The sequence below is a fragment of the Ruegeria halocynthiae genome, from assembly GCF_900106805.1.
In the GTDB taxonomy this organism is placed as follows: domain Bacteria; phylum Pseudomonadota; class Alphaproteobacteria; order Rhodobacterales; family Rhodobacteraceae; genus Ruegeria; species Ruegeria halocynthiae.
Genome location: NZ_FNNP01000005.1, coordinates 143,837 through 157,849, shown reverse-complemented (window position 1 = coordinate 157,849; position 14,013 = coordinate 143,837). Strand labels below are relative to the sequence as shown.

The window sequence follows — 14,013 nt, the reverse complement described above, 5'->3', positions numbered from 1 at the left end:
AACATGCGTATCGACGCTCATCAGCATTTCTGGACCACGGCTCGAACCGACTATGGCTGGCTGACACCAGAACTTGGGGATATCTATCGTGATTTTCTGCCCGAGGATCTCGAACCTCTTCTGAGCGCCGCGCAAATCGATGCCACAGTTCTGGTTCAGGCGGCACCGACGGTGGCCGAAACCGAATACCTGCTGACCCTCGCGGAGAACACGGATTTCATCAAGGGTGTCGTGGGCTGGGTAGATTTCGAGACTCAGGACGCGGCGGCAACGCTCGGCCGGTTGGCTAAGCATCCGAAATTCGTGGGGGTTCGTCCCATGATCCAGAACATCGCCAACCCCGACTGGATGCTCGGCAAAGCACTGACCCCGGCCTATGAGGCGATAGTATCTGAAGACCTGACATTCGATGCCCTGACGCTGCCACCGCACCTGGCAAATCTCAGCACATTACTATCGCGTCACTCTGAAATGCGGGTGGTAATTGATCATGGATCAAAACCCTATATCCGGGATGGTATATTCATGGGTTGGGCCGAGGATATGGCCGCATTGGCGCGCGACACAAACTGCTATTGCAAACTGTCCGGGCTTGTCACCGAAGCAATACCGGAATGGTCCGTGGATGATTTACGCCCATATGTTGATCACTTGCTTGGCGCCTTCGGCCCGACCCGGTTGATCTGGGGCAGCGACTGGCCGGTCTGCACACTCGCCTGCAGCTATCAGCGATGGTGTGAAACGACAGATGATCTTTTATCCCCGTGCGACGCCTCCGAAATAAGCGCGATCATGGGCGGCAACGCCAAACGCGCCTACCGGCTAAAAATCTGATATCGCTTTAGTCTGACCTGGGCATCATGTTCGGCTGACTATGCAGCCGGTTCCTCAAAATAATGAACGACGGTCTTGCTCTTGCTAGCGGGCGCGCCTGAGATAGACATAATATGCCCCATCACCGCCATGGCTTATATGCGCGGGTGTCACCTGCAACACCGCTTGTGCAAGCGGTGGAATGGACAGCCAGTGAGGCACCTGATTCCGCAATACTCCGCGCGGCGTCGGAATTGGGCCGGGCTCATCCCGATCCTTACCCTTGCCGGTGATGACCAGAACCAGCCGCTTGCCCTGCGCCTGCGCCGACAGGACGAACCGCACCAATGCGGGATGGGCTGCGTTCATGCGCATCCCGTGCAGGTCAAGCTTGCCTTCAGGCTTCAGCTTGCCACGCTTCATGCGACCAAAAGCCTTAGTATCCATCTGCACCGGGCTCGCCCGCAGACCTTCGGTAACAGAGGGCTTCAAACTATGTCGCGTGGATTTGGCTGGCACGGTCTGACCCAGTTCGAATGTTTCGATCCGCGCTTTGGGGGATTTGGTCGGTTTGGGCTTAGGCAGTGTGGTCGGGTGCACCGTCTGTGGAATTTCGGGGTGAAGCCGCTCGGCCTGTTTCGCGACCTTGCGCCAAAGATCGATCTCGTCCGAAGTCAGTTTGCGCCGTGTCATCAGAACTCATCCGGCAACAGAGCATAAGCCCGCTGGATCGGCAGCAGCAGCACCATCCGGCCCGGGTCTTTCAGGCGACCGGCGGCCTGCCCGGCCTCATCCCCGGTGCCAAAGAAGATATCCGCCCGCTGCGCGCCTTTGATCGCCGAACCCGTATCCTGTGCGATCATCAATCGCCGCAACGGGTTTTTGCCATCCTTCTCAACCCAGACCGGAGCCCCCAAGGGCGTATATGCCGGATCGGCTGCGATACTGCGCATGGTGGTGACCGAACGGTTCATCGCACCCAAAGGACCAAACTCGGGCGCGACCCGTGTCACCTCGCGGAAGAAAACATACGAGGGGTTGTGAAACAGCAGCTCGGCGCCGGCTTCAGGATTATTGCGCACCCAGGCGCGGATCATCTGCGCGCTGACCTCATGCGCGCCGAGCGTGCCCCGACGTACCAGTTCCGCACCAATGGATCGATAGGGGTGACCGTTTGCACCACCATAACCCACCCGCAGTGCACTACCGTCGGGCAGGCGAATACGACCAGAGCCTTGAATTTGCAGAAAGAACAGCTCAACCGGGTCATCGACCCAGGCGATCTCAAGCCCCCGGCCTGTCATCGCATCACCGGTCAGCAATTCACGACGGCTGAGCCATTGATCGGCCTCACGCGCTTCTGGCGGTATCCGGTAGAGCGGATAGCGGTACTTACCGGTTGGTGATTTGGCGCCATCAAGTTCCGGTTCAAAATACCCCGTGAACATCGCGTCATTGCCGTCTTCGACCAGAACGGGGCGAAAGAAAAGCTCAAAAAACGACCGCGCGGCCTCGGGCTTGTATGATCGTGCCACGCCACACAACGCCTGCCAATCCGGGTCTTTAAGATCGCCGCAAGTGTTCAGGAAAACCGAAAGGGCTGCCTCGTGATCGTCGGCAGCCCAGCCATCAAGGTCATTGAATGACAGGATGGATCGCGTCGCCTCAGCTCCGGCGGCGCTGGCAGTGGTCATGACGACCCCCAGTAAAAGCGACCGGAGCGCTGCAATCATGCGTCCGTGGCGACAAGCAGCCAGTTCGGATCGTCCGCGCCCATGACACGGGCGAAGGTCCAGCTGTCCTTTTGGCGTTTGATGGTGTTGGGACTGCCTTCGATGACATCCCCACCACGATCACGCACGACCGAGGTCAGCTCACCGATAAAGCGCATGGTAATCTCGGCCTGATTGGAGTCCTTGTCGAACGAAGCATCGGCCAGAGTGGTTTCGCGCACACCGACAAATTCAGCCTCAATGGTCAGGCCCTTGTCTTCACGATCCGCAACAACCGAGACAAAACTGTCGAACACTTCTTCGGACAAGAAGGGCTGGATCTCATCCAGATTGCCCTTTTCGAAACCCATTACGATCATCTCATAAGCACCGCGCGCACCCTGAACGAATTCGCCGACGGAAAAGCTGGGCTCGACCCGCTTCATGGCAGCCAAAGTCTGCGCCTGTTCGCTGTCTTCGGCCACATGGTCTGTGATGTCGTGATCCGGCCCGCCGTCGATCACTTCAAAATCACGGCGCGCGCCATTGGTATCATTCTGCTGCTGAAGCGGCGGCTTTTCAAAACCTTCACGTGTACCCAACACGTTTTTCAGGCGCAGGATAAGGAAAACGGCAATTCCGGCCAGCACCAGAAGCTGGATCAGGGGTGAGTTCATTTCGTCCTCTTTTCAGAACCCGGGCTTTGTATACGCTGCCCTCTGTCACTATGTAGGTGACACTCGGGTGCAAGTCCACAGCCCGGCACATGCTAAAGGATACCGCAAATGTACTTGTTCCTGGCTTTTTTACTGGTTCCGATCATCGAGATCGCCCTGTTCATACAGGTTGGCGGTTTGATCGGCCTGTGGCCAACGCTTGCAATTGTCGTTTTGACGGCAGTTTTAGGTACTTTTTTGGTGCGGACACAAGGTCGCATGGCATTGGCCAATCTACAGCGATCCTTCGCTGAACTGGATGACCCGACCGAGCCGCTGGCCCATGGCGCGATGATCCTTTTATCTGGTGTGTTGCTGCTGACCCCGGGCTTCTTTACCGATGCGGTTGGTTTTGCCTTGCTGATCCCGGGCATCCGGGTTGCGGTGTTTCGCTATCTCAAATCAAAGGCCACTATCACGCATTTCCAGATGGGCACCGGCGCGCAATTTCGATCACGTCCAAATCCTTTTGACCAGGACGATGTGATTGACGGAGAGTTTTCCGAAGTCCGCCCGCGCCAAGACCCCGCAAAACCTTCGAAATGGGTAGAAGGCCCGCACCAGCATTGAGCTACCCCGCTCAACTTGCTAAGCAGTGGCGAATTTCATTTCCGGAGAAGATTAATGGCTGACGAAAGCCCCGAAGAAAACACTGGCGCACAGGCTGCCCCACAGATCCAGATGCGCGTTCTGGGACAGTTCATTCGCGATATGTCCTTTGAAAACGTCATGGCGCAGAAAAGCGTTTCGGGTGATGTGCAGCCCGAGATTTCGGTTCAGGTCAATCTGGATGCAAAAAAGCGCGCGACCGATCATCAGTACGAAGTATCGATCAAGCTGAAGCTGACCTCCAAAGCCAAAGGTATGGAAGACGTTCTGTTTCTGTGCGAGATCGACTATTGTGGCTTGTTCCACGTGGAAGGCGTACCCGAAGATCAGATGCACCCATTCCTGATGATCGAATGCCCGCGTATGCTGTTCCCGTTCCTGCGCCGCATCGTCAGCGACATAACCCGCGATGGTGGTTATCCGCCGGTTAACTTGGACAACATTGATTTCGTGGCGCTTTATCGCAACGAGCTGGCCCGCCGTCAGGCCGCCGCACAGGCACAAAAAACCGAAGCCTGAGACATCGACCCGTGCCTGGCTTGGGTCAGGCGCGGGCCCACAGGGCGTTTTCGCCCAGTTTTTCCACAAATTCTTGATGTGCTGCGCGCTCATCCTCGGTGATCCCGGGTGGCAGTGCGCTGGATCGTGCCGTTGGGCGCCAATCCTCTCCGCCTCCGGACGCAGCGGTTGTGGTCGCCGACAGACCGAAATCAGGCTGACGTCCTCCGATCAGTTCCAGATAAACCTCGGCTAAGATTTCAGAGTCGAGAAGCGCGCCGTGCAGCACCCGGTTCGAATTGTCGATACCAAACCTGCGACACAACGCATCCAGCGAAGCCGGGGATCCCGGAAACCGTTTACGCGCAATGGCCAGCGTGTCGATCGCCTGATCCATGGGAATCAGTGACACACCCATCCACCTCAGTTCGGCGTTCAGAAACTTCATATCGAATGAGGCATTGTGGATCACCAATTTGTCGTCACCCACAAATTCGCGAAACCCCTGACCAACCTTGGCGAAGACCGGTTTATCTTTTAGCGTGACCTCGCCCTTTTCAGGCGGGCGCGGGTTTTCCAGCAAATCCGGGCCAATGCCGTGCACACCAAACGCCTCTTCCGGCATCAACCGTTCGGGGTTGATATACACGTGATATGTCTCACCCGTGGCCACGTGATTCCACAGCTCAACCGCCCCAATCTCGACAATCCGATCGCCGCTTTCGGGATCAAACCCGGTGGTTTCGGTATCGAGTACAATCTCACGCATCTGCCATCCCCGCCCTTATCTGCCTGACGATATCCTGCACCTGCGCGCGGGCATGGTCCAGAGTATCTGTGACAATCACAAAATCCGACCGCATACATTTTTCATTGTTTGGCATCTGTTTGGCCCGGATCTGCTCGAACTGTGTCTCGGACATCGTACCGCGCGCCATGACTCGGCGTTTTTGTTCATCAGATGGGATCGAAACACAGGCAACAGCATCCATTGCAGCATCACCGCCGGTTTCAAATAACAGCGGAATGTCGAAAACCAGAATATCGGCAGACGATGAATCCTGAAACGCGGCGCGGTCCATCGCAACAAGAGGGTGTACGATATTTTCTATCGTTTTCAATGCGCCCGGATCATTCGCAATAATCTGCTTTAACGCCTCACGGCTAACCGAAAACTCAACAATGGCGGTTGGAAAGGCGTTCCGCATGGGCTCAACCGCTGCTCCGGCCTTAGCATAAAGCCGATGCACTGCCGCATCCGCATCCCAAAGCGCACAACCTTCATCTACGAACATCTGAGCAGTCGTGCTTTTGCCCATCCCAATCGACCCGGTGAGCCCGAGAGAGAAGCTCATGCCAGGGCCGCCGCCCGGGTTTCGGCATCCACTTCGGGGCGGACGCCAAACCAACGTTCAAAACTGGGAACAGCCTGATGCAGCAACATCCCCAGACCGTCGACAGTGGTACATCCCGCCTCTTCAGCCTGCTGCAAAAGATGCGTTTGAAGCGGCGCGTAAACCAAGTCCGTGACCACAGCTCCGGGCTGCAGCCCATCCAGAGGAACGCGCAATTCCGGCTGTCCCTGCATTCCCAGCGACGTAGTGTTCACCACCAGTTCGGCATTCTCAATCACGTTGCCCGCCTGCACCCAGTCAACAACCGTAATCCGTTGCCCGAACTCTTCTTTCAGATGATCAGCGCGGGTACGGGTGCGGTTGGACAACAAGATTTCGGGCACTCCGGCCTCTGCCAGTGCCTGCAACACTGCCCGCGCTGCACCGCCCGCACCAAATACAACCGCTGGCCCATCCTGTGGTCTCCAGTCCGGCGCACCGATGCGCAGATTTGCCATGAACCCGTACCCATCCGTGTTATCCGCATGAATCGAACCGTCTTCACGAAAGACAAGCGTGTTCGCCGCACCGATGACCGAGGCGCGGTCCGAGACGTGATCTGCCAGACGCAACGCGGCCTCTTTATGCGGCACGGTCACATTGGCACCGACAAACCCGGCTTTGGGCAAAGTGCGCAAAACAGATTCAAGATCGGCGGGCGTCACATCCATCGGGACATAATGCCCAGCCAACCCATAGGTTTTCAGCCAATGACCATGCAGCTTGGGTGACCTGGAATGCGCTATGGGATGCCCGATTACTCCGGCCAGTGGAATACGATGGTCCGTCATTGATCGATCACTCCCTTCACGGCCAGAAAATTGAGCAGCTCCAGCAAAGGCATACCCAAGACGTTAAAATAGTCGCCGTCAATGGTGGCAAACAGGCGCACTCCTTCTTCTTCCAGCTTGTAGGCCCCAACTGCATGGCGAATGCTGTCCCAGTTTCGCGCCACATAGTCACGCAAATAGGCATCCGAACTGGCCCGCATCCGCAAACGCACCTGACCGACGTGACGCCAGATCGGCGCGCCATCCTGATAGATCACCGCGGCAGACAGCAACATATGTCTCTTGCCTCGCATGGCTTTGAGCTGTGCCAGCGCATCTTCCGGCGTTTCGGGTTTCGACAGCAACTGCCCTTCGAGATCCAACACCTGATCGCAACCCAGAACCATGGCGCCCGAAACTTTGTCGCTGATCTTGCGTGCTTTCATCTCAGCCAGCGCATCGGCAATATCACGGGGTGTTGCACCTTCGGCCAGCAAGGCGCGTTTGGCGGTTTCTTCATCAACCCTAGCAATCTGAACCGAAAACGGCACACCTGCATTTTCCAGCAGCTGCGCCCGGATAGAAGAGCCCGAGGCAAGAAGTATGGGGACAGTCATGTGGAAAACCCCGTGTGCAAATCGTTGAGCAGTCTTGAACGGTTTGTATGGCTTTCCGCTTGACACGCAACCCCGGGAATTTTGCGCCAAACTTCCCCGAGTCGCCCCAATACTGTCCAGCCGGGGTAAGGATAAGTCAGGCGCGTCGGATAACCAACTTGCTCTGGGTTCCTCAACGGGTTATCCACAGATTCCATAACCTAGATAGTAATTAATATATTGTTATTAAACAATTATTTTTGATATTAGCAGATCAGCGTATACTACGGGTTTTTCTGTCCACTTGGGGAAAAGTTCAGGACAAATAAGTAATCCACGGATTTTGGCTTCCCTACAAAACCATCATCCTTTTTCTTTTCTATTTTTTTTAATAGGGAGGGTCTCAGGCAAATCCGGAAAGCCCGATGACCGATATTCTTTACGTAATATACCCATGGGTGAAATCCCTGCACATCATGGCTGTGATCTCATGGATGGCAGGGCTGTTCTATCTGCCCAGACTGTTTGTCTATCACGTGGAAAAGGCACAGGCCGTGAATGGCGCGGAGCAAATATTCTTTGAAATGGAAGATAAGCTTTTGCGCGTTATCATGCGGCCGGCGATGATCGTCACCTGGATCTGTGGTCTGATCATGGTGTTCACCCCCGGTATCGTGGGCTGGGATTGGACGTGGCCCTGGGTCAAAGGCGCTGCTGTGATTGGAATGACCTGGTTTCACCATTGGCTGATGGCACGGCGCAAAGACTTCGTTGAGGGGCAAAATACGCTCACTGGGCGGCAATTTCGCATGATGAACGAGGTTCCCACTATTTTGATGATTACCATCGTCCTGGCGGTCGTTCTGAAGTTCTGAGGGCCTATTTGACTCCACCGATGGAGACATCTATGTAGAAAGCAACACGCCCGTCCGGGCGAGGTATCTTCCGATCTGAAATTCCACTCTGGTGCCGCGATCCAAGCGGCCGAGGTTCGTATAATCATGACAACTGAAACTCTGAATCTGGCCGATCTGAAAGCCAAAAGCCCCAAAGACCTTCTGGCGATGGCAGAAGAACTGGAGATCGAAAACGCCTCGACCATGCGTAAAGGCGAGATGATGTTCCAGATTCTGCGTGAACGCGCGGATGAGGGCTGGGTTGTTGGCGGCGACGGTGTGCTTGAGGTTTTGCAGGATGGCTTCGGCTTTTTGCGCTCACCCGAGGCGAATTATCTGCCCGGTCCGGACGATATCTATGTCTCGCCGGATATGATCCGCCAGCACTCGCTGCGCACCGGGGATACGGTTGAAGGCGATATCAAAGCCCCCGATGAGAACGAGCGATACTTCGCGCTGACCAAGGTCACCAAGATCAACTTTGAAGCGCCTGAGAAAGCCAAGCACAAGGTTGCCTTCGATAACCTGACACCGCTGTACCCCGATGAGCGTTTGAAGATGGAGATCGAAGATCCCACCATCAAGGACAAGTCTGCCCGCGTAATCGATCTGGTATCGCCGATTGGTAAAGGCCAGCGTTCTCTGATCGTTGCGCCGCCGCGGACTGGTAAAACAGTGATCCTGCAGAATATCGCGCATTCGATCGAACAGAACCATCCCGAGTGTTATCTGATCGTCCTGCTGATCGACGAACGCCCGGAAGAGGTGACAGACATGCAGCGCTCGGTGAAGGGTGAGGTTGTGTCTTCGACCTTCGACGAACCCGCTACGCGCCACGTGGCCGTATCGGAAATGGTCATCGAAAAAGCCAAGCGATTGGTCGAACATAAACGAGATGTTGTTATTCTTCTCGATTCGATCACAAGACTTGGTAGGGCGTTTAACACAGTGGTGCCATCCTCGGGTAAAGTTCTGACCGGTGGTGTGGATGCTAACGCGTTGCAACGCCCCAAGCGGTTCTTTGGTGCGGCCCGGAACATTGAAGAGGGTGGTTCGCTGACCATCATCGCCACCGCACTGATCGATACCGGCAGCCGGATGGACGAAGTTATCTTTGAAGAATTCAAAGGCACGGGTAACTCGGAAATCGTGCTGGATCGTAAGATCGCAGATAAGCGCGTGTTCCCGGCCATCGACATCCTCAAATCCGGTACCCGGAAAGAGGATCTGCTTGTCGACAAGGGTGATCTGGCAAAAACCTTCGTTCTGCGCCGCATTCTCAATCCGATGGGAACAACCGATGCGATCGAGTTCCTGTTGTCGAAGCTGAAACAGACCAAGACGAACGGTGAATTCTTCGATTCAATGAACACCTGACACAGGTCCGGCACTGACGCGGGGGCTATTCATGGATACGATATTCGCCCTGGCCAGCGCCCAGGGTAAAGCAGGCGTTGCGGTCATCCGACTGTCCGGTCCGCAAGCGCATTGCGCTGCCAATGCCCTGGCCGGAGGTGGTTTACCACCTCGCGGGATGTGTGTGCGAACACTCAGCGCACCTGACGGATCACGGCTGGATGAGGGCTTGGTTCTGACCTTTCAGGCCCCGTCTAGCTTTACTGGCGAAGATGTGGCCGAGTTGCAGATTCATGGCAGTCTGGCGTCGGTTAACGCTGTGTTGGGATGTCTATCGGACATGGATGATCTTCGTCTGGCGGAACCGGGCGAATTCACACGTCGTGCTTTAGAAAACGGCAAAATGGATCTGGCGCAGGTCGAAGGTCTTGCCGATTTGATCGACGCGGAAACAGAAGCGCAGCGGAAACAGGCTCAGATTATTTTGGCAGGTGCGCTGGGTACGTTAGCTGAAGGTTGGCGCCGGGATCTGATCCGTGCGGCATCTTTGCTGGAAGCCGTGATTGACTTTGCAGATGAAGAAGTTCCAACAGATGTAACGCCCGAGGTCCGAATGCTGACCTCTGGTGTTATGGACGAGCTGACCCGCGAAGCAATTGGTGTTCGGATTGCAGAGCGGATTCGATCTGGCTTTGAGGTGGCTATTGTTGGCCTTCCAAATGCGGGAAAGTCGACATTACTGAACGCTCTGGCGGGGCGAGAGGCCGCGATTACATCGGAATATGCCGGCACCACCCGCGATGTGATTGAAGTTCGAATGGATCTGGCCGGATTGCCGGTAACCTTGTTGGATACGGCAGGCTTGCGGGAAACGGAGGACCATGTCGAGAATCTTGGGATTGAACTGGCTCGCAAACGTGCGGATGCCGCGGATCTGAGGGTTTTTCTGACGGATAGTCCCGGCTTGTTGGGTGTGTCCAGGCAGATAGACGACATTCATGTCCTTCCGAAATCAGATTTGCGGGCTGCCGCTGACGGCGGAATATCTGGAAAGACCGGGCAAGGTATTGATAGACTGATAGACGACATATCGTGTGTGTTAAGTAGCAGAGCTACCAGCCATGGTATTGCAACGCGAGAACGCCATCGGATTGCAATGACAAAGGCCGTCGAATCCCTTGCTTCTGCACAAGCGGTTCTGGAATCGGGGCCAGATATGTATGATATAGCGGCAGAGGAATTGCGTTCGGCAATTCGATCACTTGAGTCTCTGGTTGGTAGGATTGATGTCGAAACCCTTCTGGATGAAATTTTCGCAAGTTTCTGCCTGGGAAAGTAGGGAGTGTTTCACGTGAAACATTCGAAGTTTGATGTTGTTGTCATTGGTGCCGGACACGCAGGTACCGAAGCTGCACATGCCGCAGCACGTATGGGCGCGAACACAGCATTGGTCACACTATCCGAACGCGATATCGGAGTTCTGTCTTGCAATCCCGCCATAGGCGGTCTGGGTAAAGGGCACCTGGTCCGAGAGATCGACGCGCTTGATGGCGTAATGGGGCGGGTGGCGGATCGCGCAGGTATCCAGTTCCGCTTGTTAAACCGACGTAAAGGCCCTGCTGTCCAAGGCCCTAGAGCGCAAGCCGACCGTGCCTTGTATCGGGCTGCGATGGCGGAGATGACTCAGAAACAAGATAATCTGTCGGTGATCACCGGAGAAGTAGTTGATTTTCTGATGGACGGGGGTCGCGTGGCTGGGATCAGGTTGTCGGATGAATCCGAAATCCCGGCTAGAACGGTAATCTTAACATCCGGTACGTTTCTACGAGGTGTAATTCATATCGGAGACATCTCCAGGCCCGGAGGTCGGATGGGGGATCGCCCATCCATCAAATTGGCCGGGCGCCTTGATGAGTTTGCAATGCCTATGGCGCGGTTGAAAACTGGTACGCCACCACGTCTGGATGGGCGGACTATCAAATGGGATATTCTGGAACGACAGGATGGCGACGTTGAGCCCACCCTTTTTTCGTTCATGTCCACTTCAGTAATAGCCCCACAAATCTCCTGCGGCATTACACATACTAATTCACAGACGCATGAGATCATTGAGAAAAACCTAACACGATCAGCCATGTACGGTGGGCATATCGATGGTGTCGGTCCCAGGTATTGCCCTTCGATCGAAGATAAGATCGTGCGATTCGCTGATAAGGACTCCCATCAGATCTTCCTGGAGCCCGAGGGCATACAGGATCACACGGTTTACCCAAACGGGATCTCAACATCTCTGCCAGAAGACGTTCAGGTTGAATATGTCCGATCGATCTTAGGGTTGGAGAACGCCAAGATTATGCAGCCTGGCTATGCCATCGAATATGATTATGTTGATCCACGTGTCCTGACAGCATCTTTATCTGTGCCTGATGTTCCCGGGCTCTATCTTGCGGGCCAAATCAATGGGACCACTGGATATGAAGAGGCGGCCGCGCAAGGCCTTGTTGCGGGATTGAATGCCGCGCTTGAGGTTCAAGCTTGCGAACCAATACACTTCACGCGTTCGGACAGCTACATTGGCGTTATGATAGATGATCTTACAACTCGCGGGGTCTCTGAGCCATATAGAATGTTTACCTCCAGAGCAGAGTTCAGATTGTCATTGCGCGCAGACAATGCCGATCAGAGACTGACACCTTTGGGTAAAAATCTTGGCTGTGTTAGTGAAAGTCGCTGTGCGGTATTTGGTAGAAAAATCGAAAAGCTGGAAGCCGCAAAAAGCAAGCTAACGGCGCGAACCTATACTCCGAAGGAAATTCGGGCGTCCGGAATCAGCGTCAATCAGGATGGAAACCGGCGCGACGGAATGGCAATTATGGCGTTTCCCAATGTGACATTTGAAGATTTGATCCCACTCGAGCCCAGTCTTGCGGGCGTCGATAGTGAAATCCGCCGTCAGGTTGAGCGTGATGCGTTGTATGCCAACTACATTGCCCGGCAGCAGCGTGATGTTGAAGCGATGAAACGTGATGAAGCGCATGAAATTCCCCGCGATTTCAACTATTTTGCACTTGATGGTCTGTCGGCGGAGATGAAGCAAAAGCTATCGCTGGCCAAGCCTGCCAATATTGCGCAGGCGGGTCGGGTTGAAGGTGTAACTCCTGCCGCGCTGACCTTGGTGTTGGCAAAGCTCAGACGCGATGTGAAAGCACGTGAGGCATGAATAGCCTGAATGCCGCAACAACTGAGGCGTTGGATGTTTCACGTGAAACATTCGAGCGGCTTTCCAGATATGTTTCACTGCTTGAGCGTTGGAACCCAAAAATTAATCTGGTGTCGCGTAACAGCATTAAAGATATTTGGGTTCGTCATATTCTGGATTCCATTCAAGTCTTCCGCTGCGCCGAACCGGTGGGCCATTGGGTAGATTTGGGAAGTGGAGGCGGTTTTCCCGGTATGGTGTGTGCCATCCTGGCAGTCGAATCTGCGCCAGATACACACTTTACACTGATCGAAAGTGACCAAAGAAAATCTGCTTTTCTTAGAAATGTTGCCCGTGAATGCGGCGTTACCTGCACCGTGATGTCAAAACGGATCGAGATGCTTGACTCGCTGGGCGCGGATGTTCTTTCGGCGCGGGCGCTGGCTGATCTAACAACATTAATGTCTTTTTGTGACAGACACTTAAGTAAAAATGGTACTGCATTGTTGCCGAAAGGCGCGAGCTGGGAAAAAGAACTTGCCTCTGCGCGCAAGGAATGGAATTTCGAAGTCGAACCGATTACAAGTTTAACGGAGCCCCAATCTGTTATTCTGAAAATTAAAGGAGTTACACGTGGTTGATCTGTCTCGTCCTACCGGGCCTCGGATTGTCGCGGTTGCCAATCAGAAGGGCGGAGTTGGAAAAACCACTACAGCAATTAATTTGGCGGCCGGGCTGGCCGAGGCTGGCTGTAAAGTGCTCGTGGTTGATCTTGATCCTCAGGGCAATGCTTCAACTGGGCTGGGTGTTGAAGACAGAGACTGGACGACATACGATCTGATATTGGACGATGCATCGCTGGAAGCTGTGGTGCAGGAGACTGAAATCAGTAATCTTTTTGTAGTTCCGGCCACCGTCGACCTCAGCTCGGCTGATATTGAGCTGTTTTCAAATGAGAAACGCAGCTATTTGTTGCATGATGCGCTGCGTCAAACCGCTATCGATGCGTTTGAATTTGATTTTGTCCTGATTGATTGCCCGCCATCTTTGAATTTGCTCACCGTAAACGCCATGGTTGCCGCACATTCCGTGCTTGTGCCGTTGCAGAGTGAGTTCTTTGCTTTGGAAGGTTTGTCGCAACTGATGCTGACTATCCGTGAGGTGCGCCAAACTGCGAATCCTGACCTCAGAATAGAAGGTGTTGTGTTGACCATGTATGACAACCGCAACAACTTGTCCCGGCAGGTCGAAAAGGACGCGCGTGACAATCTGGGCGAGATGGTATTTAAAACCAAAATACCCAGAAACGTACGGGTCAGCGAGGCGCCTTCTTATGCGCTTCCGGTCTTGCAGTATGACTCGGGTTCGCTTGGGGCGATGGCATATCGGCATCTGGCCCGGGAGATTATGCACAAGAACAACAAAGTCGCCATTTAAGTGGCTGTGAGGAGGGC

The 14,013-nt window shown here is 54.5% G+C and carries 16 protein-coding genes; 9 read left to right on the top strand and 7 right to left on the bottom strand.

Features of this window, described 5'->3' with window-relative positions:
* The first annotated feature begins 3 nt into the window (after positions 1–3).
* Complete coding sequence (locus tag BLU89_RS14375) at positions 4–834, top strand: amidohydrolase family protein (RefSeq protein WP_074737530.1); 831 nt, start codon at positions 4–6, stop codon at positions 832–834.
* An 84-nt stretch (positions 835–918) separates the two neighbouring features.
* Here the strand turns inward: BLU89_RS14375 and BLU89_RS14370 are convergent, their stop codons facing one another.
* Genes BLU89_RS14370 through BLU89_RS14360 form a run of 3 tightly spaced genes read right to left on the bottom strand, consistent with a single transcriptional unit; the run spans position 919 to position 3,202 of the window.
* Entirely contained in the window at positions 919–1,506 is a 588-nt protein-coding gene (locus BLU89_RS14370; protein WP_074737529.1) for a Smr/MutS family protein, read from the bottom strand.
* The gene (gene mltA, locus BLU89_RS14365; protein ID WP_074737528.1) at positions 1,506–2,546 is read right to left on the bottom strand and encodes a murein transglycosylase A; all 1,041 of its coding nucleotides are present in this window, start codon (positions 2,544–2,546) and stop codon (positions 1,506–1,508) included. Before mltA ends, BLU89_RS14370 begins: the two co-directional genes overlap by 1 nt.
* Entirely contained in the window at positions 2,543–3,202 is a 660-nt protein-coding gene (locus BLU89_RS14360; RefSeq protein ID WP_074737527.1) for a Tim44/TimA family putative adaptor protein, read from the bottom strand. Before BLU89_RS14360 ends, mltA begins: the two co-directional genes overlap by 4 nt.
* A gap of 108 nt (positions 3,203–3,310) precedes the next feature.
* On the opposite strand from BLU89_RS14360, the gene BLU89_RS14355 reads away from it, so the two are divergent.
* Both BLU89_RS14355 and secB read left to right on the top strand, forming a co-directional pair.
* Positions 3,311–3,811, top strand: a complete 501-nt coding sequence (locus BLU89_RS14355; RefSeq protein ID WP_074737526.1) for an FxsA family protein — start codon at positions 3,311–3,313, stop codon at positions 3,809–3,811.
* Positions 3,812–3,865: 54 nt separating this feature from the next.
* Complete coding sequence (gene secB, locus BLU89_RS14350; protein WP_074737525.1) at positions 3,866–4,369, top strand: protein-export chaperone SecB; 504 nt, start codon at positions 3,866–3,868, stop codon at positions 4,367–4,369.
* Between the two features lie 25 nt (positions 4,370–4,394).
* Here secB and dnaQ read toward each other — a convergent pair whose 3' ends face one another.
* Genes dnaQ through BLU89_RS14330 form a run of 4 tightly spaced genes read right to left on the bottom strand, consistent with a single transcriptional unit; the run spans position 4,395 to position 7,129 of the window.
* Positions 4,395–5,117: a DNA polymerase III subunit epsilon gene (dnaQ, locus tag BLU89_RS14345; RefSeq protein WP_074737524.1), complete on the bottom strand. Its 723-nt coding sequence runs from the start codon at positions 5,115–5,117 to the stop codon at positions 4,395–4,397.
* Positions 5,110–5,703, bottom strand: a complete 594-nt coding sequence (coaE, locus tag BLU89_RS14340; protein ID WP_074737523.1) for a dephospho-CoA kinase — start codon at positions 5,701–5,703, stop codon at positions 5,110–5,112. Before coaE ends, dnaQ begins: the two co-directional genes overlap by 8 nt.
* Positions 5,700–6,533 (bottom strand): shikimate dehydrogenase, encoded by an 834-nt coding sequence (locus BLU89_RS14335; RefSeq protein ID WP_074737522.1) that lies wholly within the window; start codon positions 6,531–6,533, stop codon positions 5,700–5,702. Before BLU89_RS14335 ends, coaE begins: the two co-directional genes overlap by 4 nt.
* Positions 6,530–7,129 carry a Maf family protein gene (locus BLU89_RS14330; RefSeq protein ID WP_074737521.1) on the bottom strand — a complete coding sequence of 200 codons (600 nt, stop codon included), beginning with the start codon at positions 7,127–7,129 and terminating at the stop codon, positions 6,530–6,532. The genes BLU89_RS14335 and BLU89_RS14330 overlap by 4 nt, the downstream gene beginning before the upstream one ends.
* A gap of 404 nt (positions 7,130–7,533) precedes the next feature.
* On the opposite strand from BLU89_RS14330, the gene BLU89_RS14325 reads away from it, so the two are divergent.
* The 6 genes from BLU89_RS14325 (at position 7,534) to BLU89_RS14300 (ending at position 13,996) form a co-directional block, all read left to right on the top strand.
* A complete protein-coding gene (locus BLU89_RS14325; protein WP_074737520.1) occupies positions 7,534–7,983 on the top strand; it encodes a CopD family protein in 450 nt (149 codons plus the stop codon).
* A 126-nt stretch (positions 7,984–8,109) separates the two neighbouring features.
* Positions 8,110–9,381, top strand: coding sequence for a transcription termination factor Rho (gene rho, locus BLU89_RS14320; RefSeq protein ID WP_074737519.1), 1,272 nt, complete (start codon positions 8,110–8,112; stop codon positions 9,379–9,381).
* A 31-nt stretch (positions 9,382–9,412) separates the two neighbouring features.
* A complete protein-coding gene (gene mnmE / locus BLU89_RS14315) occupies positions 9,413–10,699 on the top strand; it encodes a tRNA uridine-5-carboxymethylaminomethyl(34) synthesis GTPase MnmE (protein ID WP_074737518.1) in 1,287 nt (428 codons plus the stop codon).
* A 12-nt stretch (positions 10,700–10,711) separates the two neighbouring features.
* Complete coding sequence (mnmG, locus tag BLU89_RS14310) at positions 10,712–12,580, top strand: tRNA uridine-5-carboxymethylaminomethyl(34) synthesis enzyme MnmG (RefSeq protein ID WP_074737601.1); 1,869 nt, start codon at positions 10,712–10,714, stop codon at positions 12,578–12,580.
* Entirely contained in the window at positions 12,577–13,200 is a 624-nt protein-coding gene (gene rsmG, locus BLU89_RS14305) for a 16S rRNA (guanine(527)-N(7))-methyltransferase RsmG (protein WP_074737517.1), read from the top strand. The genes mnmG and rsmG overlap by 4 nt, the downstream gene beginning before the upstream one ends.
* Positions 13,193–13,996, top strand: a complete 804-nt coding sequence (locus BLU89_RS14300; protein WP_074737516.1) for a ParA family protein — start codon at positions 13,193–13,195, stop codon at positions 13,994–13,996. Before rsmG ends, BLU89_RS14300 begins: the two co-directional genes overlap by 8 nt.
* Positions 13,997–14,013: the final 17 nt, after the last annotated feature.

Excerpts from the sequence above, each read along its gene's own strand:
- BLU89_RS14375 (WP_074737530.1), top strand. The coding sequence starts at position 4 with ATGCGTATCGACGCTCATCAGCATTTCTGGACCACGGCTCGAACCGAC.
- BLU89_RS14370 (WP_074737529.1), bottom strand. The coding sequence starts at position 1,506 with ATGACACGGCGCAAACTGACTTCGGACGAGATCGATCTTTGGCGCAAG.
- mltA (WP_074737528.1), bottom strand. The coding sequence starts at position 2,546 with ATGATTGCAGCGCTCCGGTCGCTTTTACTGGGGGTCGTCATGACCACT.
- BLU89_RS14360 (WP_074737527.1), bottom strand. The coding sequence starts at position 3,202 with ATGAACTCACCCCTGATCCAGCTTCTGGTGCTGGCCGGAATTGCCGTT.
- BLU89_RS14355 (WP_074737526.1), top strand. The coding sequence starts at position 3,311 with ATGTACTTGTTCCTGGCTTTTTTACTGGTTCCGATCATCGAGATCGCC.
- secB (WP_074737525.1), top strand. The coding sequence starts at position 3,866 with ATGGCTGACGAAAGCCCCGAAGAAAACACTGGCGCACAGGCTGCCCCA.
- dnaQ (WP_074737524.1), bottom strand. The coding sequence starts at position 5,117 with ATGCGTGAGATTGTACTCGATACCGAAACCACCGGGTTTGATCCCGAA.
- coaE (WP_074737523.1), bottom strand. The coding sequence starts at position 5,703 with ATGAGCTTCTCTCTCGGGCTCACCGGGTCGATTGGGATGGGCAAAAGC.
- BLU89_RS14335 (WP_074737522.1), bottom strand. The coding sequence starts at position 6,533 with ATGACGGACCATCGTATTCCACTGGCCGGAGTAATCGGGCATCCCATA.
- BLU89_RS14330 (WP_074737521.1), bottom strand. The coding sequence starts at position 7,129 with ATGACTGTCCCCATACTTCTTGCCTCGGGCTCTTCTATCCGGGCGCAG.
- BLU89_RS14325 (WP_074737520.1), top strand. The coding sequence starts at position 7,534 with ATGACCGATATTCTTTACGTAATATACCCATGGGTGAAATCCCTGCAC.
- rho (WP_074737519.1), top strand. The coding sequence starts at position 8,110 with ATGACAACTGAAACTCTGAATCTGGCCGATCTGAAAGCCAAAAGCCCC.
- mnmE (WP_074737518.1), top strand. The coding sequence starts at position 9,413 with ATGGATACGATATTCGCCCTGGCCAGCGCCCAGGGTAAAGCAGGCGTT.
- rsmG (WP_074737517.1), top strand. The coding sequence starts at position 12,577 with ATGAATAGCCTGAATGCCGCAACAACTGAGGCGTTGGATGTTTCACGT.